Annotated in this window: 28 protein-coding genes; 15 read left to right on the forward strand and 13 right to left on the reverse strand. The window is 35.3% G+C overall.

Annotation, left to right across the window (positions count from 1 at the left end; translation table 11 throughout):
• Nucleotides 1-2: 2 nt before the first annotated feature.
• The 9 genes from HNP35_RS17005 to HNP35_RS17045 form a co-directional block, all read right to left on the reverse strand.
• Entirely contained in the window at nucleotides 3-860 is an 858-nt protein-coding gene (locus HNP35_RS17005) for a ThuA domain-containing protein (RefSeq protein WP_184164815.1), read from the reverse strand.
• Nucleotides 861-877: 17 nt separating this feature from the next.
• Nucleotides 878-1,267 (reverse strand): DUF1398 domain-containing protein, encoded by a 390-nt coding sequence (locus HNP35_RS17010; protein ID WP_184164818.1) that lies wholly within the window; start codon nucleotides 1,265-1,267, stop codon nucleotides 878-880.
• Between the two features lie 113 nt (nucleotides 1,268-1,380).
• Nucleotides 1,381-2,370 carry an alpha/beta fold hydrolase gene (locus HNP35_RS17015; protein ID WP_184164820.1) on the reverse strand — a complete coding sequence of 330 codons (990 nt, stop codon included), beginning with the start codon at nucleotides 2,368-2,370 and terminating at the stop codon, nucleotides 1,381-1,383.
• Between the two features lie 88 nt (nucleotides 2,371-2,458).
• Complete coding sequence (locus HNP35_RS17020) at nucleotides 2,459-3,295, reverse strand: mechanosensitive ion channel family protein (protein ID WP_184164823.1); 837 nt, start codon at nucleotides 3,293-3,295, stop codon at nucleotides 2,459-2,461.
• 15 nt (nucleotides 3,296-3,310) lie between these two features.
• Nucleotides 3,311-3,742, reverse strand: coding sequence for a hypothetical protein (locus HNP35_RS17025; protein ID WP_184164826.1), 432 nt, complete (start codon nucleotides 3,740-3,742; stop codon nucleotides 3,311-3,313).
• Between the two features lie 12 nt (nucleotides 3,743-3,754).
• Nucleotides 3,755-4,192: an acyl-CoA thioesterase gene (locus HNP35_RS17030; protein WP_184164829.1), complete on the reverse strand. Its 438-nt coding sequence runs from the start codon at nucleotides 4,190-4,192 to the stop codon at nucleotides 3,755-3,757.
• Nucleotides 4,193-4,246: 54 nt separating this feature from the next.
• The gene (locus HNP35_RS17035; RefSeq protein ID WP_184164832.1) at nucleotides 4,247-4,708 is read right to left on the reverse strand and encodes an SRPBCC family protein; all 462 of its coding nucleotides are present in this window, start codon (nucleotides 4,706-4,708) and stop codon (nucleotides 4,247-4,249) included.
• A gap of 51 nt (nucleotides 4,709-4,759) precedes the next feature.
• Nucleotides 4,760-6,043, reverse strand: coding sequence for a Na+/H+ antiporter (locus HNP35_RS17040; protein ID WP_184164835.1), 1,284 nt, complete (start codon nucleotides 6,041-6,043; stop codon nucleotides 4,760-4,762).
• A 46-nt stretch (nucleotides 6,044-6,089) separates the two neighbouring features.
• Entirely contained in the window at nucleotides 6,090-6,866 is a 777-nt protein-coding gene (locus tag HNP35_RS17045; RefSeq protein WP_184164838.1) for a DUF1796 family putative cysteine peptidase, read from the reverse strand.
• Nucleotides 6,867-7,230: 364 nt separating this feature from the next.
• Between HNP35_RS17045 and dnaK the strand changes: the two genes are divergently transcribed.
• The 5 genes from dnaK to HNP35_RS17070 all read left to right on the forward strand — a co-directional run bounded on the left by dnaK (nucleotide 7,231) and on the right by HNP35_RS17070 (nucleotide 12,345).
• Nucleotides 7,231-9,111, forward strand: coding sequence for a molecular chaperone DnaK (gene dnaK, locus HNP35_RS17050; RefSeq protein ID WP_184164841.1), 1,881 nt, complete (start codon nucleotides 7,231-7,233; stop codon nucleotides 9,109-9,111).
• A gap of 201 nt (nucleotides 9,112-9,312) precedes the next feature.
• The gene (locus HNP35_RS17055) at nucleotides 9,313-9,870 is read left to right on the forward strand and encodes a helix-turn-helix domain-containing protein (protein WP_243416240.1); all 558 of its coding nucleotides are present in this window, start codon (nucleotides 9,313-9,315) and stop codon (nucleotides 9,868-9,870) included.
• Nucleotides 9,867-11,117: a site-specific integrase gene (locus HNP35_RS17060; RefSeq protein WP_184164844.1), complete on the forward strand. Its 1,251-nt coding sequence runs from the start codon at nucleotides 9,867-9,869 to the stop codon at nucleotides 11,115-11,117. The genes HNP35_RS17055 and HNP35_RS17060 overlap by 4 nt, the downstream gene beginning before the upstream one ends.
• A gap of 5 nt (nucleotides 11,118-11,122) precedes the next feature.
• Complete coding sequence (locus tag HNP35_RS17065; protein ID WP_184164847.1) at nucleotides 11,123-11,872, forward strand: hypothetical protein; 750 nt, start codon at nucleotides 11,123-11,125, stop codon at nucleotides 11,870-11,872.
• A 107-nt stretch (nucleotides 11,873-11,979) separates the two neighbouring features.
• A complete protein-coding gene (locus HNP35_RS17070) occupies nucleotides 11,980-12,345 on the forward strand; it encodes a helix-turn-helix domain-containing protein (protein WP_184164850.1) in 366 nt (121 codons plus the stop codon).
• Nucleotides 12,346-12,679: 334 nt separating this feature from the next.
• Here the strand turns inward: HNP35_RS17070 and HNP35_RS17075 are convergent, their stop codons facing one another.
• Both HNP35_RS17075 and HNP35_RS17080 read right to left on the reverse strand, forming a co-directional pair.
• Nucleotides 12,680-13,294 (reverse strand): SRPBCC family protein, encoded by a 615-nt coding sequence (locus tag HNP35_RS17075; protein ID WP_317618020.1) that lies wholly within the window; start codon nucleotides 13,292-13,294, stop codon nucleotides 12,680-12,682.
• Between the two features lie 11 nt (nucleotides 13,295-13,305).
• The gene (locus HNP35_RS17080) at nucleotides 13,306-13,755 is read right to left on the reverse strand and encodes an SRPBCC family protein (RefSeq protein WP_184164852.1); all 450 of its coding nucleotides are present in this window, start codon (nucleotides 13,753-13,755) and stop codon (nucleotides 13,306-13,308) included.
• 128 nt (nucleotides 13,756-13,883) lie between these two features.
• Here HNP35_RS17080 and HNP35_RS17085 point away from each other — a divergent pair, with 128 nt between their 5' ends.
• Nucleotides 13,884-14,864 carry a GlxA family transcriptional regulator gene (locus HNP35_RS17085; RefSeq protein ID WP_184164855.1) on the forward strand — a complete coding sequence of 327 codons (981 nt, stop codon included), beginning with the start codon at nucleotides 13,884-13,886 and terminating at the stop codon, nucleotides 14,862-14,864.
• Between the two features lie 294 nt (nucleotides 14,865-15,158).
• On the opposite strand, the gene HNP35_RS17090 is transcribed toward HNP35_RS17085, so the two are convergent.
• Nucleotides 15,159-15,713 carry a fasciclin domain-containing protein gene (locus tag HNP35_RS17090; RefSeq protein ID WP_184164857.1) on the reverse strand — a complete coding sequence of 185 codons (555 nt, stop codon included), beginning with the start codon at nucleotides 15,711-15,713 and terminating at the stop codon, nucleotides 15,159-15,161.
• Nucleotides 15,714-16,121: 408 nt separating this feature from the next.
• On the opposite strand from HNP35_RS17090, the gene HNP35_RS17095 reads away from it, so the two are divergent.
• From HNP35_RS17095 to nhaA, 9 genes are all read left to right on the forward strand, one after another.
• Nucleotides 16,122-16,799 carry a Crp/Fnr family transcriptional regulator gene (locus HNP35_RS17095; protein WP_184164861.1) on the forward strand — a complete coding sequence of 226 codons (678 nt, stop codon included), beginning with the start codon at nucleotides 16,122-16,124 and terminating at the stop codon, nucleotides 16,797-16,799.
• Nucleotides 16,800-16,889: 90 nt separating this feature from the next.
• Nucleotides 16,890-17,486, forward strand: a complete 597-nt coding sequence (locus HNP35_RS17100) for a peroxiredoxin-like family protein (protein ID WP_184164864.1) — start codon at nucleotides 16,890-16,892, stop codon at nucleotides 17,484-17,486.
• Nucleotides 17,487-17,491: 5 nt separating this feature from the next.
• Entirely contained in the window at nucleotides 17,492-17,950 is a 459-nt protein-coding gene (locus HNP35_RS17105; protein ID WP_184164867.1) for a YHS domain-containing (seleno)protein, read from the forward strand.
• Between the two features lie 7 nt (nucleotides 17,951-17,957).
• A complete protein-coding gene (locus HNP35_RS17110; protein ID WP_184164870.1) occupies nucleotides 17,958-18,338 on the forward strand; it encodes a DoxX family protein in 381 nt (126 codons plus the stop codon).
• A 6-nt stretch (nucleotides 18,339-18,344) separates the two neighbouring features.
• On the forward strand, nucleotides 18,345-18,833 hold the full coding sequence (locus HNP35_RS17115; RefSeq protein WP_184164873.1) for a DinB family protein: 489 nt from the start codon (nucleotides 18,345-18,347) through the stop codon (nucleotides 18,831-18,833).
• Nucleotides 18,821-19,531 (forward strand): NRDE family protein, encoded by a 711-nt coding sequence (locus tag HNP35_RS17120; protein ID WP_184164876.1) that lies wholly within the window; start codon nucleotides 18,821-18,823, stop codon nucleotides 19,529-19,531. The genes HNP35_RS17115 and HNP35_RS17120 overlap by 13 nt, the downstream gene beginning before the upstream one ends.
• Nucleotides 19,532-19,541: 10 nt before the next feature.
• Entirely contained in the window at nucleotides 19,542-20,576 is a 1,035-nt protein-coding gene (locus HNP35_RS17125) for a D-alanine--D-alanine ligase (protein ID WP_184164879.1), read from the forward strand.
• Between the two features lie 2 nt (nucleotides 20,577-20,578).
• Complete coding sequence (locus HNP35_RS17130; RefSeq protein WP_184164882.1) at nucleotides 20,579-21,223, forward strand: hypothetical protein; 645 nt, start codon at nucleotides 20,579-20,581, stop codon at nucleotides 21,221-21,223.
• Between the two features lie 398 nt (nucleotides 21,224-21,621).
• Nucleotides 21,622-22,815, forward strand: a complete 1,194-nt coding sequence (gene nhaA / locus HNP35_RS17135) for a Na+/H+ antiporter NhaA (RefSeq protein WP_184164885.1) — start codon at nucleotides 21,622-21,624, stop codon at nucleotides 22,813-22,815.
• Here nhaA and HNP35_RS17140 read toward each other — a convergent pair.
• A complete protein-coding gene (locus HNP35_RS17140) occupies nucleotides 22,812-24,122 on the reverse strand; it encodes a DUF389 domain-containing protein (protein ID WP_116751100.1) in 1,311 nt (436 codons plus the stop codon). The two genes, nhaA and HNP35_RS17140, sit on opposite strands and share 4 nt — an antisense overlap.
• Between the last annotated feature and the right edge of the window lie 131 nt (nucleotides 24,123-24,253).

Here is a 24,253-nt window from a genome sequence, read left to right on the forward strand (position 1 = left end):
TTTTATTGTTTTTTTGAATTACCAAGCCAAAGCAATGCGTTCAGAATCATTTGGCTTTGTGTTTTGTTTTCAAACGTGTACGATAATGTTTTGTTGGTTCCGCCTTCATAATCAATATCATTATGGCCCATATTTACGTACAGCATTTTATATTTTTTGTTTGTCCAAACTACTGGATAATAACCACTATGCCATATTTCATGAGCTTTTGGACCAGTTCCTAAAGGAAAACTGGATTCGTCTATAGCTAATAAAATCTCGATATCAGGATTTTTAGTTAAATCATTAGACCAGCGATACCATTCATTTGGTGTCGAACTAAATGTCTTAGGAAGATTTTTAGTAACAGGATGCTGATTTTCTACTCGCAAAACCGCCGAAGTCGGTCTCCATGTATTACTGCCATATTCTCCAGACCCTAAAAAAGTATTGTGATACCAGTCCCAATCCTGATTATAACTTGAATTATTCAAAGCAAAAGCAGAAAAATGAAATCCGATAAAACCACCGCCGTTTTCCATATATTTCTGGAATGCATCGCGCTGTTCTTTCTTTTCTGGACGTGTGTCAAGAAATAAAACAACTTTATATTGAGCTAAAAACTTTGCATTTAGATTATCCCAATTGCTGGTTGAATCGTATTGAAAATGATTTTCTTCGGCTAGTTTTGGAAACCATTTATTGGCCTCGTGAACAAAGCTGATATGTGCCTGATCGTTTTTGGCAGTATAAAAAGCAATGACTTTAAATTTTGGTTTTTCTTTTTTATTTTGAGAAAACCCAAAGAAAGAAAAGGCTAATATAAAAATGAAAATAATTCTTTTAAAAACGGTTTGTAGGTTTTGGTTAGAAATAGTCATGAAAACGAATCTAAGAATTAGCTTGGTATTTTTTCGATTAAAATTTCATTTTCAGATTTGTCAAAATAAGTGCAAGTCATTTCGACAATATCGACACGCCACTTTGCGATACCGCATTGTGCACAGTGATTACAAAAAGTCATATAATCTGTTTCGCCGTGCTGATGTTTTACCAGATTTTCTATAAACAATTCTTTGTTCGGAAAATCAGCTACTTTAATTTCAGGATATTTTTCTTCGGCTTCAGCAGTATAATTATTTAAGCCATAATAAACAACGCGTCCGTCATTCACGTAAGTGTCATATCCTTTAACACCCAAAATGATTAAATCCTGAATATAATTTGGAAAATCTGCACCAGTTTTTACTTTAGCGTGTGCTTCTTTTATTTGGTCTATTGTAAACATATTTATATAGTTTTTAGGTTAGGTTTTTTTTGGCCACGAATTCACGAATTTAATTTTTAAAATTATTGAAAACAATTAAATATAATTCGTGAATTCGTGGCGAAAAAAAAATATTATTTCAAAAATACGATTAATGATTTTATAAACGGATCAAAAGATTCAATATGTGGTAAATGTCCTGTATTTGGAATTTCTACTAGTTTTGAATTCGGAATTGCCTTTTGTGTTTTTTTACCCAGCTCCGCATAATTTCCCATTGTTTTCTGAATTTCTGCTGAAACTAACGGTTTTCCTAAAGCAGTTTTGTCTCTCGTTCCAATGATTAAAAGTGTTGGACTTTTGATGTTTTTAAATTCGTATAAAACAGGCTGAGTAAAAATCATATCATACAAAAGAGCAGAGTTCCAGGCCACACGATCATAATCGGAAGCAGTTGTCCAGCCAGCGCCGAGTTCTGCCCATTTTTGATAATCGGCATTCCATTTTCCGTCATAATAATTCGCCATTTGGTATTTTTTGATGCCCTCGTAATTTTGTTTCAATTCCGATTCGTACCACCAATCAGCAGGTTTGTAAGGAACAACTAATTTCCAGTCTTCTAAACCAATCGGATTTTCTAAAACTAATTTTTCGGCAGTTTCGGGATACATCAAAGCAAAACGAGTTGCGAGCATTCCGCCCATAGAATGACCTAAAATAGTCGTTTTTGTAATTCCTAAATGATCTAAAAGTTGTTTTGTATTTTGTGCTAATTGCTGAAAAGTATATTGAAAATTATCTGGTTTTGTCGATTTTCCAAAACCAATCTGATCGGGAACAATTACGCGAAATCCTTCTTTTGTTAAAGCTTTTATGGTAGTTTCCCAATAAGCGCCATTGAAATTTTTTCCGTGAAGCAGTACAATATTTTTATTATTATAATTGCTTGGTTTTATGTCCATATAAGCCATTTTAAGTGCTTGTCGCTGATTGCTTAACTCTAAAAAATGGACAGGAAAAGGATATTCGTAATTTGTTAAATTAATATCTAGAGGCTTAATATTTCCTTCTTGAGCAAAAGTTATAAAAGGAATTAAAAGTGCTAATAGTTTAAGTATTTTCATTTTAAGAGGCATTTGTTTTAATAACTTATAAAGTTAAACCCTAACATTTGTAAAACAAAGCTTAAAATCTTAAAGTTATCAGAAAAAATTATTGTTTTAATGTGACAACACGCTGCGGATATGGAATATCAATATTATTTTCGTCAAATCTTTTTTTGATACTTTGCAATAAATCACAATACATTACAAAACCATCCGTAGAATTTTTTGTCCAAGCCCAAGCTTTTAGAGTGACACTTGAATCGGCCAAAGCTACTACACGTGCGACTACAAGGGGAGTTTTTTCTTTTTTTGCTTCTGGGCTTCGTGTATCAATAAAAAGAGGATGTTTAGCGATTTCGTCTTTTATTATTTCTAATGCTTTTTCAATATCAGAGTCGTAACCAACTCCAATTTCGATTATTTTACAGCATTTGGTGTCGTGCATATTAGTATTAACAATAATCTGTGCACTAATTACTGAATTGGGAATTATGATACGATTGTTTTCTGCATCTTTCAAAACAACCTGTCTTAAATTAATATCTTCAACAGTTCCGACAAAATTATTGATCGTAATTTTGTCATTGATTTTGAAAGGTTTAAAAATTACTAGAAATATTCCGCTAACAATATTGCTAAGCGCTTGCTGAGAAGCTAAACCGGCAACAAGAGAAATTACGCCGGCACCAGCAAGAAAAGAATGTCCGATAATTTTAAATTCAGGAATTTGGATTAAAGCAAAGGCAAATCCGAGAATATAAATTATAGTGATGATTAAATGTTTTAAGAATTTAAAACCAGTCGCATCATAATCTTTATCAATTTGTTTTCTGTACAAAAAATAACGAAGTGCTCGGTCTGTAATTGCGCCCAAAACAATTGTCGTAATTGCTATGATGGCAATAAAAAATCCGATTCTAAAGTCTTTTAAATAATCTATCATAGCTTGTTCTTTAAATTAATGAGAAATAACAGATTCAATTAACCAATTATTGTTTACTTTTTTCAAATTGAATTCGATAGGCATTACAGCATCCATATCTGGAGTTACAATAATTTGAGCAGTAGAATCAGTTATTTCTTTTTCAAAATAAGAAGCTTTTTTTTCTTTATCTATAAATCTTGTTTTTTCTTTGTCTGGAATACTTTTTTCCATTTTTTTGAGAGTTTCCAAAATCATTTGATTTTCTTTATTCGAAATCAGAAATTTTTTCGCAGTCTCAAAATCAAAATGGTTTGTAGCAGACAAATAAGCTTGAACAGTTTCTTTTGGAGATTTGGATTCTTCTGCAACGTCTGCTTTTTTAGGAGATTTTGTCTCGTCTGAAGATTTATTATTGCAGTTTGCAAAAAGAGCTAGAATGGCAAAAAAAGAAATTGAACGTCTCATTTGTTTTATATTTTATAATCCGATAAAATCATCACTTTTAGGGAAAATGCTCAAAGCTTGAATTGCAATTTCTGGAGTAGGAGAGGCTAATTTTCTAAGTTTCGTGTCCATCCAAGCACCATCAACCGTAATAGTTGCGCAAAGAGTGTCGTCTTCTCTTCTAAACTCATGAATAATTGACCAGCGAGAAGCATCGGCTTTCATTTTTGAGGTTTTAGTATGAATGAAGATTTTATCTGAAAGTTTTAATTCTTTTCTAAAAACACATTCTTCTCTAAACAAAACAGGACCAAAACCTTGCGTCTGCATTACTCTTAAGGTTAAGCCTAATTCTTCAAGAATTTCGATACGATGCTGAGCACCAAAATCGTAATAAGCACTATGACGAACGTGAAAATTTGGGTCAAGATCTGACCAGCGAAAAGATATTTCTTTTGTAAATGAAGCCATTTTGTAGTTGTAATTTTAATTTGAAATCGAAATTACGAATAAAAAGTGAGTTTGCTAAGGTTTCATTTTAGACAATTCGACTTCCAGTCTATCAAAATTCTCTTCATTCTTGTCAACCACATAAGGTTTTAACTTTTGGCATTCTTCCTCTGTTTCAAAAAGCATTTTAAAAATTACTTTTGTTTCATTTTCAGAAACACTTTGAAAGATTGTTAGAATCTGAAAAAGAGGTTTAGAATGACGTTTCCAGGCAATTAGATTTGGTTTTTCTATTTTAATGAATTCGACATCATTTTCATAATTTCCCTTTTCAGGGCCGTGCATTGTAAAGACCCATTTTCCGCCTTCGCGAAAGTCAAATTCATGAAAAGTATTGGTAAAACCATTTGGTCCCCACCAATTTTTTAAATGTTCTGGATTGCTCCAAGCTTTAAAAACAAGTTCTTGAGGGAAATTTAAAACTCGAGTTGTAGCAATTTCTGAATCTGATGTTGTGGAAAGAATTTCTGAAGTCATTTTCTGAAATGTTATAAATTAAACATGTAGTACATAATGATAAAGTTAAGATTAATTTTGTTGGTCAGTGGCTTTTTCTTCTGCCATGGAATTTAGTTTTTTAACAATCCACGGAAGAGTAAGACCTTGACCAATAAGCGTAAAAAGCACGACAGCTACAGAAATAAAGATAATTGCATTTCTTTCAGGGAAAGGACTTCCATTTTCGAGAAATCTTGGAAGACCAATAGCAATAGCAAGAGATACTATGCCACGCATTCCCGACCAGCCGAGAATGATACTGTTTTTGAAATCGAGAAGAGCATCTTCGCTGATTCTTCTTTTTCCTCTGCGAATTTTTTCAAAGCCTTTCTGCAGATTAATTCTTTGGAGAAATATTCTAACAAATCTAATTAGTAATGCGACAATGGTAATGATAAATGCATAACCTATATAAGGAAGCAACATATCATTTTCGATATCGTGTAATACATATCTAAAATTAAGTCCGATTAGAATAAAAATCAGTCCGTTTAATAAAAAGATAATAATGTCCCAAAGGTTTCGTGAGCTGTTTTTTAAGCTTTCAGGAAAAATCTTTTTACTAAAACGAGCGATCGCCAGACCAGAAATCACTACCGCTATTACTCCGGAAACATGCAGATGTTCTGCAATTAAATAGGTTACAAAAGGCATTAAAAGCATAAAGCTGATTGTGACGTTTGAGTTTTTATGCACTTTTTTCAAGATGACAGCCAGAATTTTTGACATCACAAAACCGACTAGAAATCCACCTCCTAATAATAAAATAAATTGCAATGTTGCCTGCCAGATTACAAAAGCCGATCCCATTACGGCAGCAACCGCAAATCGATAAGCAACCAATGCAGAAGCATCATTGATCAAACTTTCGCCTTCAAGAATGGTTATCGTTTTATGTGATATATCAAGTCCTTTTGTGATGCTTATAGCAGCAACAGCATCGGTTGCAGAAAGAATTGCTCCTAGCACAAAAGCAAGAGGCCAAGTTATATTAGGAATCAGATAATGTGCGACTACAGCTATCCAAAATGTGGTAAGAAAAACAAGTGTTATGGCTAAAGTACTGATAGTACTAATGTTTGTTTTGAAATCTTTGGGCGAAATATTAAATGAAGCATCATATAATAATGGCGGAAGAAATAGCAAAAAAATAATCTCAGGATTGATTTCTATTTCATTCATTGTTGGAATAAAACCAATTCCAACGCCAACTATTACAAGCAGAATAGGGTATGGAAGTTTGGCTTTATCGGCAAAGGCAGATAACCCTATGACAATGGCGAGTATGAAAATTATAATGCTGTAGTTTTCCATTAATTTTTATAAATGATTTATTTTTAATGCAGGTTTTAGACAAATTTTAATATTCATCACTTTTTAAAAGGTAAGATACAAAACTCATTTTTAAGCTTATTTTTCTAATAACATTATTCCATAAATGAAAATTTCCAATCCAAGAATCAGGATTACTCTCATTATCTCCATTAGGGTGAATGTCATTAAATTCGTATTCAATTAATTCAAGTCTTTCGGATATTTTTTTTTTGCTACATTTTATTGGTAAAATTATACCATCTATTTCTTCATTATGTTTTATGTTTATTAGAGTTATTTCTCCAGAATAGATATTTCCCATTTTTTCTAAAAAATCGCTAAAAATATTTTGACTTTCATTTCGTTGAGAGATAAAACAAATTTTGTTTGCTTTTTCTAATTTTTTATTCAGTGTCATAAATCTTTTTTTCATTTTGTCACTAAATGCTTTATTGTTATGACTAATGTCTTGATAATGAATTGAAGTAATGTTGTTTTTAGTGTCTAGAAAGCAATGATCTCTTTGCTCATCTATAGAAAAATTAACGAAAAAATCATTAAATTTTGTTTCATATAGATGTACTACAGTTTCTAAAGAGTATAACATCATCCAATCTAATGGATTTGCATATGATCTTAATTCATGTTTTTTTAAATAATATGCTGGGCGACAGAAATTACCAACGCTAAAAATGACATCAAAATCGAATTCTTTTTGATTTCTGTTTAGATGCTTTTCCTTATAAGTATTATAGTTTTTCAGTAAAACAACGATTCCGTGGGGTAAAAGCATTTTAAATGCTTTTTTTAAAGTTATTTTCATCTTGCTTATTATTAATGCAATTTTATGATTTGAAATATTAAAGATTTTATTCCTTTTTATGTTATTTAAAATAACTTTTCAAAGTATTAACTAATTGAAAAATGCTAATGTAAGTAATTCGATATTTAATTTAAAAATTAATGTAATGAAATAGAAGAAGCAATTACTAAAAAAAAATCTTAATAATGACATGAAAATTAGTGTTATGCCATGTATGTCAGGTATTAAAAATGTCATGTTGGCAGATGGGTTTTAAGCCTAGACAGGAAAACTGACAATTTATTTAGGTTTTTTATATTGGCACAAAGATTGACTTATGCCACCTGAGTTATTAAAATAAAATCAAAAATTAAATATATAAAAAATGGGTAAAATAATCGGAATTGACTTAGGTACGACGAACTCTTGTGTTTCTGTAATGGAAGGTAACGAAGCAGTTGTTATCCCTAACGCAGAAGGAAAAAGAACTACACCATCTATCATCGCTTTTGTTGAAGGTGGAGAGATTAAAGTAGGTGATCCTGCAAAAAGACAAGCAGTAACGAATCCTACAAAAACGATTGCTTCTATTAAACGTTTTATGGGACACACTTTTGCTGAAACTCAAGATGAGGCAAAAAGAGTTCCTTACAGTGTTGTAAAAGGTGACAACAATACTCCACGTGTGGATATTGATGGTCGTTTATACACTGCTCAAGAATTGTCTGCAATGACACTTCAAAAAATGAAAAAAACTGCTGAAGACTATTTAGGTCAAACAGTAACTGAGGCAGTTATTACAGTTCCTGCTTACTTTAACGATGCGCAACGTCAAGCTACTAAAGAAGCTGGTGAAATCGCTGGTCTTAAAGTTATGCGTATCATCAACGAGCCAACTGCTGCTGCACTTGCTTACGGATTAGATAAAAAAGGAAATGATCAAAAAATTGCTGTTTACGATTTAGGTGGAGGTACTTTTGATATCTCTGTTCTTGAATTAGGAGACGGTGTATTTGAAGTATTATCTACAAATGGTGATACTCACTTAGGTGGTGATGATTTTGACCAAGTTATTATTGACTGGTTAGCTGACGAATTCAAATCTGAAGAAGGAATTGATTTACGTTTAGATCCAATGTCATTACAACGTTTAAAAGAAGCTGCTGAGAAAGCTAAGATTGAATTATCATCTTCTGCTGAAACAGAAATCAACTTACCATACGTAACTGCTACTGCTTCTGGACCAAAACACTTAGTGAAGAAATTATCTAGAGCTAAATTTGAGCAATTATCAGATGCATTAGTAAAACGTTCTATGGAGCCAGTTGCTAAAGCATTAAAAGATGCAGGTTTATCTACATCTGATATCGACGAAGTAATCCTTGTAGGAGGTTCTACTCGTATGCCAAGAATTGCTGACGAAGTTGAAAAATTCTTCGGTAAAAAAGCTTCTAAAGGTGTTAACCCTGATGAGGTTGTTGCTATTGGAGCTGCTATTCAAGGTGGAGTTTTATCTGGAGATGTAAAAGATGTATTGTTACTTGACGTAACACCTCTTTCTTTAGGTATCGAAACTATGGGTGGTGTATTGACTAAATTAATCGAGTCTAACACAACTATCCCAACTAAAAAATCTCAAGTATTCTCTACTGCTGCTGATTCTCAACCATCTGTTGAAATCCACGTATTACAAGGAGAAAGAGCAATGGCTGCTGATAACAAAACTATCGGTCGTTTCCACTTAGACGGTATTCCACCAGCACCAAGAGGAGTTCCTCAAATCGAAGTAACTTTCGATATCGATGCTAATGGTATCATCAAAGTTTCTGCAACTGATAAAGGAACTGGAAAATCTCACGATATCCGTATCGAAGCTTCTTCTGGATTAACAGCTGAAGAAATCGAAAAAATGAAAAAAGATGCTGAAGCTAACGCTGATGCTGACAGAATTGCAAAAGAAAGAGCTGAGAAATTAAACGAAGCTGACAGTACTATCTTCCAAACTGAATCTCAATTGAAAGAGTTAGGAGATAAATTGACAGACGATCAAAAAACAGCTATCGAATATGCTTTAACTGAATTGAGAATGGCTCACCAATCTCAAGATCTTGACGCAATCCAAAAAGGATTAGACAATGTAAATGCAGCTTGGAAAACAGCTACAGAAGCAATGTACGCTCAAGGTGGTGAAGGGCAACAAGCTGCTCCACAACAAGAGCAATCAGGAGACAACGTAGAAGACGTTGAATTCGAAGAAGTCAAATAAGTACTGATTAATATCAGTTAATAACAAGTGTTAAACCGCTGTAAACGAAATGTTTACAGCGGTTTTTCTTTTTTATTCTTTTTCGTTTCTGCTGTTTTTTAATCATTTTTTGCCATATATTTGTATCATATTTGTACCGGCACTTAAAAGGAGACAAAGTGGCACTTATGTCTACTTATGGTACCTTAATGGGAGACAAAGATGATGAAAAGAATAAATAAACAATGTCTTAACTGCGGGGAGGATTTCCTGCCTAAAACCGTGGCTTCTCTTTACTGCTCACATAGATGCAGTAAAAAAGCATACAAACTCAAGATGAGGCGGCTTAAAATTGAAGACCAGGTCAAGGCGCTGGCAGATAAAATACCCCAGAGCAGGGCTTTTATTTCTGTACCTGAAGCTGGCATGCTTTTTGGCATTGCCAAAAGAACCCTCTACAGGCTTGTCGGCCAGGGAAAAATTCCGTCAGTTAATCTTGGAACCCGCCTTGTAAGGATAGACCGCAGCGTCATGGAAGGGATGTTCGGCCCTGAGCGCAGCTTTGTGCAGGCTGAAAGTGCACCGAAGAAAAAATTATACAGCCTTGAAAAAGAGGACTGCTATTGCATCGGTGAAATAGCTCAGAGATTTCAGATATCAGAAGGTTCTGTCTACAATCATATCAGGAAATATTCCATACCTACCAGGCAGATCGGAAAGCATGTATATGCCCCCAAAACGGAAATTGATAATTTGTATAACGGAAATGATTTTATATGAAACAATTAGCAAAAACCAAGGTGACCGTGCGTCTTCGAAAAGCAGAAAACCAAAAAGAATGGTATGTCTACATAGAAAGCTATCCTGTTGAGGTCTCTGGAAAGAAAACGCCCCAGAGAATCCGTGAATATTTAAACAGAACCGTAAAAACCGTGGAGTGGGACAAGAAAAGAACTGCCCGCACAGATGCAGAGGGTATAAAATCCTATAAACCCAGACGCAGCGATAACGGAATAATAATCTGCAGAAGCGAGAGCGACCGCGAGATAATGCTCTATGCTGACGCAGTGCGTAATATCCGGCAGAAAGAATACGATAATACAGATCTGTACAGTGATGCTGAGAACCTATTGGCTCAGCAGAAAGAAAAAGGAAAAGAGGATTTTATTAAATACATTGCCGCTGTGGCGGCTAAAAGACACGCCCGAAGTTCAAAATCCATTATGATCAATTGGCAGCGGACCAGAGAGTTTTTAAAAAGCTATTGCAAAGGCAGCCTGATGTTTTCGCAGATTGACAGCAGAATGGCGGAAGATTTTAAACTGTTTCTGCTGGCTGCGCCGCTCGGAGGAGGCAAAAAAGGAACCATTTCCCGCAACACTGCCGGAACGTATTTTTCCATATTTAAAGCCGCTTTGAAACAGGCTTTTATAGACGGATATCTGACTGTTGATCTGTCTTCAAAAATAAAAGGCATCCCGGAGCAGGAATCAAGACGCGAATATCTTACCATTGAAGAATTGAACAGGCTGGCCGAAACGCCATGTGAAAAAGACGTCCTTAAAAGGGCTGCGCTTTTCTCAGCTCTTACTGGTCTGAGGCATTCGGACATTCAGAAACTCCGCTGGAAAGAGATTAGTCTGGAAAACGGTATGGCTAAACTGCATTTCACGCAGAAAAAGACTAAGGGTGTCGAATACATGCCTATTTCCCCGCAGGCTTTAGATCTCTGCGGAGAGCCAAGGCTTCCCGGGCAGCTTGTTTTTGAGGATCTGCCGGACCCGTCGTGGATTTCAAGACCTCTGAAAAAATGGGTTGAATCTGCCGGCATTAAAAAAAATATTACATTCCACTGCTTCCGCCATACATTTGCTACACTGCAGCTGTCCAGCGGTACAGACATTTATACGGTCAGCAAAATGCTTGGGCATACGAACGTAAAAACTACTCAAATCTATGCCAAAGTAATAGATGAGAAGAAAAACAGAGCTTCCCAGGTAATACAATTGGAATCGTTAAAAAAATAAGCGCAATGAAAATAAAGTACTTTGAATATATCACAGTTTACCTGTCTGTTTTTTTAGTCTGCGTTTTTGTCGGTGTAATCGGAAGACTGGTGCTGCTGGAAAAAGGTGCGGATGAATATACGGCCGGCGTTTTCTTTTGGATCAGCACTGGATTTGGTGTTTTAATGTTTGCAATTCTAAGTTTATTTCTAAACGATTTGGCTGAGAGATTGGTGAATCGTTTTTTGAAGGCAAAAAAAAATGAATCGCCTGAAAGCCGCATTCCAGGTGAAGACTTTATAAAAATAGAAGAGGAGATGCAGGATGGTTTAATTAAGCCCGAAATGCCTGAAAATAAAAATGCAGCTATCGATATTCAGCAGTTAAGGGAGCGGCAGCAAAATACAATCAAAAATCAAAAACAGGCCAGAATTGATACTGCCATCCGTTATGCACAGCAGGAGTTCGCGCTGTATGCGTCGGATGATGATTTGAAACAATTGGGCAGCAATATAATCATATATGCTGAAGGCATAAATTTTGAAAAGATTAAACCGGTAAAAGTAAAAAATCTGTCCAATCTGGATCTGTATCATTTTGGCTGGAATATCTGGAATTGTTTTAAAGTCAGCAGGCAGGACGGAGCCGCACAATTTTTAAAGCTGACTTTTGCTGACGCTTTAAAAGATGTTGAAGAGAAAAGCATTAAAACGCATCTTAAAGATGATGAACAGAAAGGGCTTATAAAGATTATGGAAGATTTTACAGATTTTTAAATGCCAATAGGTATAAAGCACTGTTTTTTTTAAGTGTTTTTGCTGTGAAGAAGGACACAGCAGAAACACTTTTTTCATTTGCACCATAACTGTTAAAAACCATAGCTATGGACACAAACGAAATCTCTTTTGAGAACCTGCCCAGAGCAGTAGCGCACTTAGTGAAAGAAATTGCCGAGATTAAACTTCTGATTCAGAATGTGCAGGTATTTGAATCTAAAGAAAAAAGTATTCCTGTCGGTATTGAACAAGCAAGCCGGCTCATAGGAAAAGCAAAGTCTACAATTTACGCTCTTGTAAGGCAGAGAAAAATTCCATGCTATAAATATGGTAAAAAGCTGTATTTTTTTGAAGAAGAACTTTTAGAATGGATTTCTAAAGGGAAAAAGAAAACAATACAGGAAATCGAATCAGAAGTATTGAAATCGAATCATAATCGAAATAAACAGATGGATAATAGCCAGCAGGAATAGTTATATCACTCTAGTAGATCATCAAAAAGCATTTAAAACAAAGCAATATGTACACTATTTAATAATTTTTTAAATAAAAAACAAGCGCCAATTGACTTCAATTGGCGCCGTTTGGCTGTGGTGACCAGGAACAGGACAAATTTCTATACATTTTATGGAGGATTTGAAGAGATTGCCATACTACATGTAGTGTATGTCTTTCATTGGCTTATGAATTGGTTTGGATGTCCTGTTGGGGTTATTATAGCAGATTTCCCCTTAATTGATTTCATGATTTGATATTGATAAAGCATAATGGCGACTTGTAACCTTCTAATGTTAAATAGATATACAACTACTTTTTAGGCAAGCCCCATTTCTCAACCAATTCAGCATTAAGTCCGCCAACTTTAGCGTTTGGCTTGCCTTTGCCTGTTGTAATTAAACTTTTCAAACTACCTTGTATATAGCTCGTCCACGCATCCTGACAAACACTATAACATTCGTACTCAGGAACGAGTCCTTCGTGTGTAAACTGCATTTTTGTCTTTCCATTTTCATTGGAAATATCAAAAATCAATTTAGTGCCAATCCATTCTCTTTTGTCCTTTACAAAATTGAACTCATTATCCAAAACCTCATATACCAGTTTTTTATTTGGAACAATTTCTATCAGTTTTATTTTACTCAAATGCACATCTTGGTAATGATAGAAAAATGTTTCGTTAAGTTTGTCAGTATTGCCTTCAATTTCTTCCGACCACCATGCCCGGAAATTTTTTATGGCATTAAACACTGTTACTGGATTTTGTTCCACTAAAATAGTTGACGTATAGTCTTTACTTTCTTTCATGTTGTTTTTTGTTTTAGTATTGCTTATTGAATTCTCATGCTCTGGTTTAATGCTTGTGGTGTTACTGAAACTTACAATCACAGGAGCGACAATTACGGCTAATAGTATTCTTTTCATATGAGATCTTTTTAAATAACTTTATCTGTACTTAGTAATGGTAATAGCTTATTCTGCAAATACTCTGTCCATGCCGGGGCACAAGAATTGTAACATTCAACTTCCGGAGTCAGACCTTCGTGTGTAAATGTGAGTGTCGTCCTGTCTGCTTGTGTTGAAATTTCAAAAATTACTTTTGTTCCTGTCCACTCGTCTGTTTTTTCTAAAAAACTTAATTTGCTATCGGTAATTTGCCAAACCAGTTTTTGGTTAGGTATGATCTCCACTATTTTTTGTTTGCTGTAATGGGCACCATTACCGGCATGAAAAGTGAATTCATCATTAAGTTTTTCTGTCATGCCTGTAAAGGTTTCGCCATGATACCCTGTCCACCATTTGCGAACCTTAAGAATAACTTCAAAAACTTTCTGTGGTGTCTGACTTATAGTTAATGTTTGGGTGAAATTGGAAATTGATTTCATACTTTTTGCTGTTAAAGATTTTACATGGCAAAGATGGTGTCTAAAATTTACTTTTTAGGGGTGTAAAATAGACTTCCTAAGAGGTTGATTTGGACAATATGTTTGTTTATCTTTGTCAAAAATTCCCAATGAAACATATTTCTATCTTGGTGCCTGACGGTGAAAACAATTTGAGCAGCATTGTCGGTGCTTACAAAATTTTGTCAAGAGCCAATGCGTATTGGAAAGAAAAAAACAAAAAGGAACTTTACAAAATTGAGCTTGTAGGGCTTTCTGAAAAGGTTGACTTCCATGATGGTTTGTTTAGCGTAAAACCACATACTCATATTTTAGGGGTAAAGAAAACTGATCTTATTATTATTCCGTCTTTGAACCACAACTATCAAAAGGCCATAACAGGAAATGAACCATTGATAAAGTGGATTGTAAGCCAATATAAAAACGGCTCAGAAGTAGCAGGTATCTGCACAGGTGTTTTTTTACTGGCCTCATCAGGTTTACTAGAAGGAAAGACCTGCTCTACGCACTGGGCGTTTGCAGAGCAATTTAAAACGATGTTTCCAAAAGTGAATTTGCAGACTGACAGATTGATTACTGACCAGAGCGGAATCTATACCAATGGGGGAGCCTATTCCTTTTTAAACCTTATTATCTATCTGATAGAAAAACACTTTGACAGACAAGCGGCTATTTTTTGTTCCAAAATATTTCAAATTGAATTAGACCGTCAAAGCCAGTCGGCTTTTATCATTTTTTCAGGACAAAAAGCACATGGTGATGATGTAATGAAAAAGGCACAGGACTATATAGAAAATAATCTTAAAGAAAAAATATCCATTGAAGCTCTAGCTTCCAAATTTGCTATTGGAAGAAGAAACTTTGACAGGCGTTTTATAAAAGCTACTGGAAATACACCTGTTGAATACGCACAAAGGGTAAAAATTGAAGCGGCAAAGAAATCCTTCGAAACTAGCCGAAAAAACATTAACGAAGTAATGTTTGAGGTTGGTTACTCGGATCTTAAAGCATTCCGCGAAGTATTTAGGAAAGTATCAGGAATGTCGCCATTGGAATACCGAAACAAATACAACAAAGAAGCTTTGAGTTAGCACAATAATAAAAGCCTTCCAGAAAACATGAAGAGCTTAAGGAGTAAAGCAGCAATGAATTATTTTTTTGGTTCCGCAATAAAAAACTACACAGCCCGATGAGATAGTGCTTTAGGTTATGGTTCTGTATCGAAAAAGACATCAGCTCCCTATATTTAAAGTTTTGAGCAGGCAATAAAATCTTAAGCAGTATCTCATATATAATATGCTATTACTATTGTTCAGGATAGTAATTATAGAAAAAGCCCTGAAATTTCAGGGCTTTTTCTATAATAGTATTTTATTCTCGGAAAATTACATTTTCGGAAGCAGTACTGTATCCACTACATGTATAACACCATTGGATTGATTTACATCTGAGATTGTAACTTTGGCCTTATTGCCGCTCTCGTCACTGATGTACAAATCTTTTCCATCCATCCAGGCAGTTAGAGTTCCGCCGCTCACTGTTTTTAAAGTGGCTTTTCCTTTACCGGCTTTTATTGCTCTTGCAATATCAGAACTATTCATTTTACCGGATACTACATGATAGGTCAATATAGTTTGCAATGTTTTAATATTCTCAGGTTTCAATAATGTTTCAACAGTTCCGGCCGGTAATTTACTAAAAGCTTCATTTGTAGGTGCAAAAACAGTAAATGGACCTTTACCTTGCAGGGTTTCAACTAATCCTGCTGCTTTTACTGCTGCTACCAATGTGGTATGATCCTTTGAGTTTACCGCATTTTCTATAATATTTTTATTAGGATACATAGCCGCTCCACCAACCATTACTGTTTTTTGTGCAAATGATGTAAATCCAAATCCTAATGCCAGGATTGCTGCTGCTAAAAATTTTCCAGTTTTCATAATTACTTTTTTTAAGTTATAAAGTCATTTACGCTTTAATATTCTTTTTGGTTTTAAAATAAGCCAAGAAATAAACTAAAATAAAACCGGACTAACTAAAAGGTATTATGGATGAGTATTTTAAAGGGATATTATTTTGATAACTTACTTTGGTCAAAATAATTTCGCTGTTATCTTCACAATCAAAGCAGCCTGAAAAGATGAAATGGAAGGCTGAAATTTCTTTTTCTTTAGTTGTGATATGTTTAGATCAGAAAAGCAGTTTAGATACTATACTTTTAATGTAACTTTATTAATCGTAAATTATGCATCAGGCTACTATATACTTATAGGGCTTGAATATGCGATTTAAACATGGAAGCGAATTATTTTTCAAATTGTTTACATTTACCAAATAATGTATCTCTTATGTACGAAGAATTAAAATATTGGTATTTGCGTGATCATAAATTGTTTAGGACTTTGAGTTTTTCTCAAATCAAGCAACTTTGCATAATCACAGGTTTTAAAAAAGCCTCAAAAGGGGAAATTATTTATTTTTCATCTTCAGATGTGCCCCGGATTTTTTTACTTAAAAAGGGGAATATCAAGATTGTTGCCCTGGATAGTAATGGCAACGAAACTATAAAGGACATTATCCAGAAAGGAGATTTGTTTGGTGAACTGACTTTGGAAACAGATAATAAAAACGAAGAATATGCAAAAGTCCTTTCAGACGATGTTGCCATCTGCAGCTTTTTAATGTCTGATTTTGAAGATTTATTGCTTCGTAATCCGACTTTAGCACTTTCATACACCAAGTTTGTAGGACTGAAAATGAAACGTATTAAAAACAATTATGCCAATCTAATTTCTAAGGATGCCAAAACCAGATTGTATCAATTCCTGAAAGACTGGGCAGAACAGGAAGGCGTTAGAGAAGGAAATTCAGTAGCTATTGAAAATTATCTAACCCAAAATGATATTGCCCAGATTATCTGTACTTCCAGACAAACCGCTACACAATTGCTCAATGAGATGGAAACCAATCAGCTTTTAAACTACAACAGAAAAGAAATTATCATTCGAGATATTACCAAATTATAATTATTTTGGGCTAAGTGTAAATTAGCCGACATTTTGCTTTTTTATAGTATGATAATTTTACATTATTAAAAAGATGTAAAAACATACACTATGAAAAAATTACTTTTTATTTTTTTAGCGACCCTTACTTGGGCTGCTAACGCGCAGAACATGATTGCTAAATCTGCCACTGATATCACTCCTTTGCTAATAGGAGAGAAGATTCCAAACCTTACTTTAAAATCATCGGATAATACAGATGTACAAATTTCAGACCTGCTAAAGAAGAAAAAGACAGTTCTAGTTTTTTATCGTGGAGGCTGGTGCCCGTATTGCAATATGCATCTGCAGGCATTGGCTGAAGCCGAAAAGCAAGTTCTGGATTTGGGATATCAAATTATTGCGGTAAGTCCTGATTCTGCTGAAAATTTAAAAATGACAGCAGAAAAAGATAAAGTAAAATACACCTTGCTTTCTGACTCAAAAGGAGAATTAATAAAAGCCATGGGAATTGCTTTTGAGGCTCCTGAAAACTATAAAAGTGTAATTAACGTAAATTCTAATGGAATGAATACTAGTTTTTTACCTGTTCCGTCCGTTTTTGTTGTGAATCCCCAGAGTGATATCCTTTTTGAATATGTCTCTCCTGATTTTAAGCATCGTATCACTACCGAATTACTTGTTTCAGTATTAAAAAATTTAAAATAAAAAAAATGAAAAAGTTAGTATTACTTGTATTGATTTTGGTTTTTGGAGTTTCTTCTGCTCAAAATGATGCCAAAAGAGCTAGCCAGTATAATTTAGAAAACAAAACTGCCATTCAGGGTTATGATCCGGTAGGATATTTTAGTCAGGGAAAAGCAGTTAAAGGGAAAAAAGGGATCTCAGCTTCTTACCAGGGCGTGATTTATAATTTTTCGTCAGGTGAAAATAAAAATGCTTTTCTGAAAAATCCATCAAAATACGAACCTCAATACGGTGGCTGGTGTGCTTATGCGATGGGGAGCGCTGGCGAAAAAGTCGAAATAAACCCCGAAACGTTTAAAATTACTGATGGCAAACTTTTTCTGTTTTACAATGCCTTTTTCAACAACACCTTAAAAAGCTGGAATAAAGACGAGGGAAATTTAAAAATACAGGCAGATGACAACTGGAAAAAAATCTATAAATAACACGGTCATGAAAAAGGAAATTTTAATATGGATTCTCAGAATTGCCGCCTCGGTAATTTTATTGCAGACCTTATATTTCAAGTTCAGCGCAGCAGAAGAAAGCATCTATATTTTCACTGCCCTAGGAGTAGAACCTTACGGAAGAATTGGTTCAGCAATAGCCGAATTGATAGTTGTAATTTTAATCCTGATTCCAAAAACAACCTGGATTGGTGCTTTGGGTGGAATTGGGGTAATGACCGGAGCTATTTTATCACATGTATTTGTTTTGGGACTCGTGGTAAAAGATGACGGCGGATTGCTTTTTAGTCTGGCTATTATTACCTTATTATGCTGCCTGGGTTTGCTTTATTTCAACAAAAACAAATTGTCTAATCTTCTAAATTAAAAGATCATGTTACTAGAATCAATACGCCAGAGTTTAGATGAGTTAATTTATCTATTAGATCAATTGTCAGATCAGGATTATTCAAAATCTTGCCAGGCTTTAAGTAATGCCACAATTGGCGAACATACAAGACATATTCTGGAGATGTTTCAATGCCTGGAACAAAGTTATGATTCGGGGATTTTAAATTATGATGACCGCCAGAGAAATAAGCAAATTCAAACCGAAACAGAATTTGCCAAACAATGCATTACTCAAATTAAAACAGGATTGAAAAGCGAAAACAAAATAATCTGTCTCGAACAGTTTATTGATGGTCTTACCATGAGGATTCAAAGTAATTATTATAGGGAACTGCTCTATAATTTAGAGCATTGTGTGCATCATCAGGCCCTCATAAAAGTGGCCGTTTTGCAATTCGAAAATATTATCATTGATGAAAATTTTGGTGTAGCGCGCTCGACCATAGCATACAGAAAACAATGTGTACAGTAAGTTTTGTAAATAATAACGGAGTTGTAATGATCACTTCAAACAGGGATGAAAAAGTAATTCGTCCCAGTGCTATTATGCCCAGGAATTATAAGCATAAGGGAAAAAATATGATGTACCCAAAAGATTCAAAAGCGGGAGGAACCTGGTTTGTCATGGATGAAAACGGAACAGTTCTGGTTTTGCTAAATGGCGGAATCGCAAAACACAATGTGATACTGCCTTATCGAAAAAGCCGCGGACTAATTGTTTTGGACATTATTTCGGATGATTCTCCAAAGGATTTTTGGAAACAAATTGATCTGGATAATATTGAGCCTTTTACGCTGGTTTTGTATCAGGAAAAAGAGTTGTACGAATTGATTTGGGATGGCATTGAAAAAAAGACCACAATATTAGATGAATCCCGAAATTATATTTGGTCATCAGTTACTTTATATACAGATCCGGTAAGAAAGAAAAGATCAGACTGGTTTTTTGATTTTTTGAAAGATAAAAATGAAATATCACCATTGGAAATGCTGGATTTTCATCGAAACACAAGCAGCGAAGACACTCAAAATGGTTTAATTATCAATAGAGAAAATAGGATGAAAACCCTGAGCGTAACCCAAAGCGTAATAGAGCAAAATAGGGGGGTAATGAAATATTATGATTTAGTCAAAGCAGAAGATTTTTCAACCTCATTTATTCGAATTTAAAAACATTCAGATGAAACTATTTTTTCATAAAATTACCAATTGGGAATATTGGCCATTTCAGGTTCTGTATGTTCCTATCTATTTTCTTTGGGCCTATTATGCCATCAGAGCAAGATCGATTTTTTTCTTTAATGCCTCTAATCCGAAAATCAAAAACGGCGGGTTTATGATGGAAAGCAAAAAACAGATTTATGATCTGCTTCCTGAAAAATGCTACCCGAAAACCATTTTAATTAAAGAAAATACGGATTTTAAAACCATAGCAGATAAGGTATTAGAAAGGGAAATCTATTTCCCGTTAATTGCAAAGCCGGATATTGGCCTGCGTGGTTCGGGCGTGAAAAAAATTAAAACAATATCGGAGCTGAAAGACTATGCCCAAAAAGCAAATTTTGACTTTTTAGTACAGGATTTAATTCCATTCAAGAATGAAGTAGGTGTTTTTTATGTTCGTCATCCGCTCGAAAAATATGGAAAAATTACCGGAATTGTCTCTAAAGAATTTTTGATTGTAAGAGGTGATGGAAAATCTACAATTGAAAATCTGATCAAACAAACGCCAAGATTTCAGTTGCAGTTTGATGTTTTAAAAGAAGAGTATGGTGATCAATTGGAGCTGATATTACCCCGAGGCGAAACCATAAATTTAGTTCCATTTGGCAATCACGCCCGGGGCGCAAAATTTTTGGATGGCAGCCATTGGGTTACGCCAAAATTAACCAAGATGATCAATGAGCTCGCTGCTCAAATTCCTGAATTTTATTTCGGGCGTTTCGATATCATGTACAACACTTTTGAAGAATTAGAACAAGGAGAAAACTTCCAGATTGTAGAATTAAACGGTGCGGCAAGCGAACCTACACATATTTATGACCCCAAACATTCGGTTTGGTTTGCATGGAAAGAACTGGCACGACATATTACTTATATGTATGAAATAAGTGTTGAAAACCATAAAACGGGCATTCCGTATTTAGATTACAAAGTGGGAATACGTGAGTACAGATTGCATCTGGCACAAAACAATAAAATAATGAATTTCTAGAAATGAAAAAGGTAAAAAATATTTCAGTTGGATTTCTGGTGAGTTTTCTCGGATCAGTTCCGCTGGGATACTTAAACTTAGTTGGACTGGAAATCTATGCAAAATCAGGATTTCATAATTTGGTTTTCTTTTTGTTTGGAGTCATATTTATAGAAACCTTTGTGATTTATTTTACGCTGCTTTTCGCCAGAGAGCTTATAAAAAACAGAAAACTCATGAAGGTCATAGATCTGTTTTCAGTTGGCTTCATGCTTACTCTGGCGTTTGTTTTTTATTTGAATTTCAATCACCCGGCAGAGTCTGATTATTATTTAGAGAGATATTTGATCTATTCTCCATTTATAATTGGCGTAATTTTAAATGGATTTAATTTTTTACAATTGCCTTTTTGGACCAGCTGGAATTTATATTTGCTCAATGAAAAATATATTACCATTCAAAGGAAGCTAAAATATTATTATATCGCAGGAACCTTAATGGGTATTTTTACAGGAATGCTTAGCGTAATAATAATATTGCAGTCTGTTTTACAAGACACAAATCAATTCGCAAAGGGCATACTGCCTGTTTTTATTCCGCTTTTTTTTATTGCTTTAGCAGGTATTCAATTGTTTAAAGTATATAAGAAATATTTCAGTGTGTATTAGAATTTTAAAAGGGTAAAATTTATTATGATTTGCAGGTGATTTTTAGTGGAGACTATTAATTAATAATTTTTCAGGAGCTTTTCCCGCTATCGGTTCCACCCGAGTGCCAGCGTACTGGCGAAGCAATCTTTTGTGCCAGGCCCCGGCACAAAAGGATTTCACTGCCATCGAGGGTAGGGCTGCCACAGAGCCCTGTTTTGTCGTGGAGGACTGCACATTCAAACGCAATTCTTTGCAGCAAACCTGAATTTTACCTGCTGAAATGATAAATTACAGTCTGAATATTATTCTTTAAATCACACGAAAAATATTTCCATGCAGCCCTGTTTAAAATACAGTCTATTGGTTTTTGGTATATTTAATTGGAGGTACAGTTATAATGAGTTAAATTTGTATTTATGGCAAAACTCATAAATCTTAAGGTCTTTTCTCATTTTTTCCGATCCTCCTCTGCAGGTGGAATTATATTATTAATCTGTGTACTTATATCACTTTTGATTGCCAACTCGGGATGGTCGGGTGGTTTTAAGGAACTGCTTAATTTTGAACTGGGATTCAATACTTCTTTGCTGCATTTAAAATATCCGGTTTTACTCTGGATCAATGACGGGCTTATGGCTGTTTTTTTTCTTCTTGTAGGACTGGAAATAAAAAGGGAGATAGTGGAAGGGGAGCTTTCTTCATTTGTCCAGGCTTCCCTTCCGGTGCTTGCCGCAGTGGGCGGTGTAGCGGTTCCGGCCTTAATTTATTTCTTTTTTAATAATGGCGATCCGCATACGGCCAAAGGCTGGGGGATTCCAATGGCTACCGATATTGCTTTTGCACTGGGGATTTTATCCCTTTTAGGCAGTAAGGTACCATCGGGCCTTAAAATATTTCTGGCCGCGCTGGCTATTGTGGATGACCTTATTGCAATTTTAGTAATAGCCCTATTTTACTCCTCGGAATTGAATTTTCTCTATTTAGGATATGCAGGGGCATTGTTTGTTTTATTGATAATCTTTAATCGAATGGGTGTCAAAAATATACTTTTTTACCTGATCCCCGGAGCAGTTATCTGGTATTTTATTCATCACTCGGGTATTCATGCCACTATTGCCGGTGTTCTGGTAGCCGTAACGCTGCCCACTACTGAGGATGATACGGAGTCTGCTCTTGAAAAACTGGAACATGCCCTGACCCGTCCAGTGAATTTTATAATTATGCCCATTTTTGCCCTTGCCAATACCAATATCACTTTTGAAACTGAAATGATATCAGGGCTTTTCAGTAATCTGGGACTGGGTATTATCCTTGGATTATTTTTAGGTAAACCCATTGGAATTTTTATAATGTCATGGCTGTCGGTCAAGCTGAAAATTGCCGAACTTCCCCAGTCTGTTACCTGGATGCATGTGCTGGGGCTTGGTCTGCTGGGCGGGATCGGATTTACAATGTCGATTTTTATAGCACTTCTTTCCTTTGGAGATGCACTGCATCAAAATGAAGCCAAATTCGCGATACTCATTGCCTCTACAATTGCCGGTATTTCAGGGTTTTGCATTTTGAGCCTGTACAATAAAAAGCAGAAAAAAGCTCTTGGGGAAAATTAATGTTTCTTGAAAAGTTCCACATCTTTTACCAGCAGGCGCTCATTGAGCCACAGCTTGAGTTTGTCGCTCTGGGCCGGACTTAGAGTTTTAGCGCCGTCATAGATAACGGCCGTTATCGTTGTAATGCTGTCTTTTTGATTAACAAGGCTGCTTTTATTGATAGAGAGTGAACTTACAGCTGGAAATAAAACCCGGGTTTCTTTTAAAATCTGAAGGTTGTCAAATTTGTTCCTGGTCAGCTGCTTTTCCAGCTGCATGATCTTAACGTCTTTTACATTCATCTCATTCTCACTGCTTTTAATCTGGCTCAGGATATCGCCCTTTAGAGCATTGAAGCGGTCAGTGCTGTCCTGACGGATCTGCAATTGTGTGCCGGCCAGGTATTTATTTTGGTTCAGTTTATCTTTAAGCTCTTTTATTTCTAATGCGGAAAACCGTCTGGAGAGGAAAGCCAGCTCGAGTTTTTTAGCTTTAGGCGTAAAATCAGTTTTTTTATACACTATGGTATATCCTTTATTGGTGAATTCACTCTCAATGAAAAGATCTGCATTTTTTTTAAACTGCTGCTCCCTGTACAGTGAGTAAGCCAGATAACTGCTGGGCACCAGCATAACTGTTATTAAAAAAGCAATGGTATACTTTACCCGTTTTTGGTGTTTTTCATCTACCTGTTTAACGGCCGGGTAATTAAGGTATTTAATGATTAAAAAAGTAGCAATTCCTATAAAGACGCAGTTGATGCAGTAGAGATAAAATGCCCCTAAAAAAAAGGTCCACTGCGCGGTGGCAATCCCGTAACCGGCCGTACACAGCGGCGGCATAAGGGCCGTTGCAATGGCAACCCCTGGAATTGGATTGCCTTTTTCCGATCTGGTAACGGCAATCACTCCCACAACACCTCCAAAAAAGGCGATAAGGATATCATAGATATTTGGGGAAGTCCTGGCCAGCAGTTCGGACTGTACATCCTTGAAGGGACTAAGGTAAAAATACAAGGTCGAAACCACCAGGCTTACTACTGTTGCAGTCAGTAAATTTTTGAGTGACCTTTTAAGCAATGAAAAATCATAAATACCCAATGCGAATCCGGCCCCCACAATCGGCCCCATGAGAGGGGATATGAGCATTGCCCCGATAATCACAGCTGTTGAGTTTACATTTAACCCAACCGAGGCGACAATAATGGCGCAGGCCAATATCCAAAGGTTTGCTCCTTTGAACGTTATATTGTTCTTTACCGCCTCCAGGGTTTTTACCCTGTCATCTTCTCCATCGCGAAGGTTGAGCAGGTCTGTAATTTTTCTCATAATCTATATAATTAGCAAGCGATTTAATACGCTATTTTGGCATGTAGGACTAAGATAAGACTAATTTTAATAATTATTTACTGAAATCGGGCAAATGAGAACTCAAAGCTGATTGAATTTATTTTATGCAA

This window comes from Flavobacterium notoginsengisoli (assembly GCF_014207905.1).
GTDB lineage: Bacteria > Bacteroidota > Bacteroidia > Flavobacteriales > Flavobacteriaceae > Flavobacterium > Flavobacterium notoginsengisoli_A.

Coding starts and splice junctions, on each gene's coding strand:
- HNP35_RS17010 (WP_184164818.1), bottom strand. CDS start 1,267: ATGTTTACAATAGACCAAATAAAAGAAGCACACGCTAAAGTAAAAACT.
- HNP35_RS17095 (WP_184164861.1), top strand. CDS start 16,122: ATGTACGAAGAATTAAAATATTGGTATTTGCGTGATCATAAATTGTTT.
- HNP35_RS17045 (WP_184164838.1), bottom strand. CDS start 6,866: ATGAAAATAACTTTAAAAAAAGCATTTAAAATGCTTTTACCCCACGGA.
- HNP35_RS17030 (WP_184164829.1), bottom strand. CDS start 4,192: ATGGCTTCATTTACAAAAGAAATATCTTTTCGCTGGTCAGATCTTGAC.
- HNP35_RS17100 (WP_184164864.1), top strand. CDS start 16,890: ATGAAAAAATTACTTTTTATTTTTTTAGCGACCCTTACTTGGGCTGCT.
- HNP35_RS17115 (WP_184164873.1), top strand. CDS start 18,345: ATGTTACTAGAATCAATACGCCAGAGTTTAGATGAGTTAATTTATCTA.
- HNP35_RS17035 (WP_184164832.1), bottom strand. CDS start 4,708: ATGACTTCAGAAATTCTTTCCACAACATCAGATTCAGAAATTGCTACA.
- HNP35_RS17055 (WP_243416240.1), top strand. CDS start 9,313: ATGATGAAAAGAATAAATAAACAATGTCTTAACTGCGGGGAGGATTTC.
- HNP35_RS17075 (WP_317618020.1), bottom strand. CDS start 13,294: ATGAAAAGAATACTATTAGCCGTAATTGTCGCTCCTGTGATTGTAAGT.
- HNP35_RS17140 (WP_116751100.1), bottom strand. CDS start 24,122: ATGAGAAAAATTACAGACCTGCTCAACCTTCGCGATGGAGAAGATGAC.
- HNP35_RS17130 (WP_184164882.1), top strand. CDS start 20,579: ATGAAAAAGGTAAAAAATATTTCAGTTGGATTTCTGGTGAGTTTTCTC.
- HNP35_RS17065 (WP_184164847.1), top strand. CDS start 11,123: ATGAAAATAAAGTACTTTGAATATATCACAGTTTACCTGTCTGTTTTT.
- HNP35_RS17020 (WP_184164823.1), bottom strand. CDS start 3,295: ATGATAGATTATTTAAAAGACTTTAGAATCGGATTTTTTATTGCCATC.
- nhaA (WP_184164885.1), top strand. CDS start 21,622: ATGGCAAAACTCATAAATCTTAAGGTCTTTTCTCATTTTTTCCGATCC.
- HNP35_RS17105 (WP_184164867.1), top strand. CDS start 17,492: ATGAAAAAGTTAGTATTACTTGTATTGATTTTGGTTTTTGGAGTTTCT.
- HNP35_RS17025 (WP_184164826.1), bottom strand. CDS start 3,742: ATGAGACGTTCAATTTCTTTTTTTGCCATTCTAGCTCTTTTTGCAAAC.
- HNP35_RS17005 (WP_184164815.1), bottom strand. CDS start 860: ATGACTATTTCTAACCAAAACCTACAAACCGTTTTTAAAAGAATTATT.
- HNP35_RS17090 (WP_184164857.1), bottom strand. CDS start 15,713: ATGAAAACTGGAAAATTTTTAGCAGCAGCAATCCTGGCATTAGGATTT.
- HNP35_RS17015 (WP_184164820.1), bottom strand. CDS start 2,370: ATGAAAATACTTAAACTATTAGCACTTTTAATTCCTTTTATAACTTTT.
- HNP35_RS17125 (WP_184164879.1), top strand. CDS start 19,542: ATGAAACTATTTTTTCATAAAATTACCAATTGGGAATATTGGCCATTT.
- HNP35_RS17110 (WP_184164870.1), top strand. CDS start 17,958: ATGAAAAAGGAAATTTTAATATGGATTCTCAGAATTGCCGCCTCGGTA.
- dnaK (WP_184164841.1), top strand. CDS start 7,231: ATGGGTAAAATAATCGGAATTGACTTAGGTACGACGAACTCTTGTGTT.
- HNP35_RS17120 (WP_184164876.1), top strand. CDS start 18,821: ATGTGTACAGTAAGTTTTGTAAATAATAACGGAGTTGTAATGATCACT.
- HNP35_RS17060 (WP_184164844.1), top strand. CDS start 9,867: ATGAAACAATTAGCAAAAACCAAGGTGACCGTGCGTCTTCGAAAAGCA.
- HNP35_RS17070 (WP_184164850.1), top strand. CDS start 11,980: ATGGACACAAACGAAATCTCTTTTGAGAACCTGCCCAGAGCAGTAGCG.
- HNP35_RS17040 (WP_184164835.1), bottom strand. CDS start 6,043: ATGGAAAACTACAGCATTATAATTTTCATACTCGCCATTGTCATAGGG.
- HNP35_RS17085 (WP_184164855.1), top strand. CDS start 13,884: ATGAAACATATTTCTATCTTGGTGCCTGACGGTGAAAACAATTTGAGC.
- HNP35_RS17080 (WP_184164852.1), bottom strand. CDS start 13,755: ATGAAATCAATTTCCAATTTCACCCAAACATTAACTATAAGTCAGACA.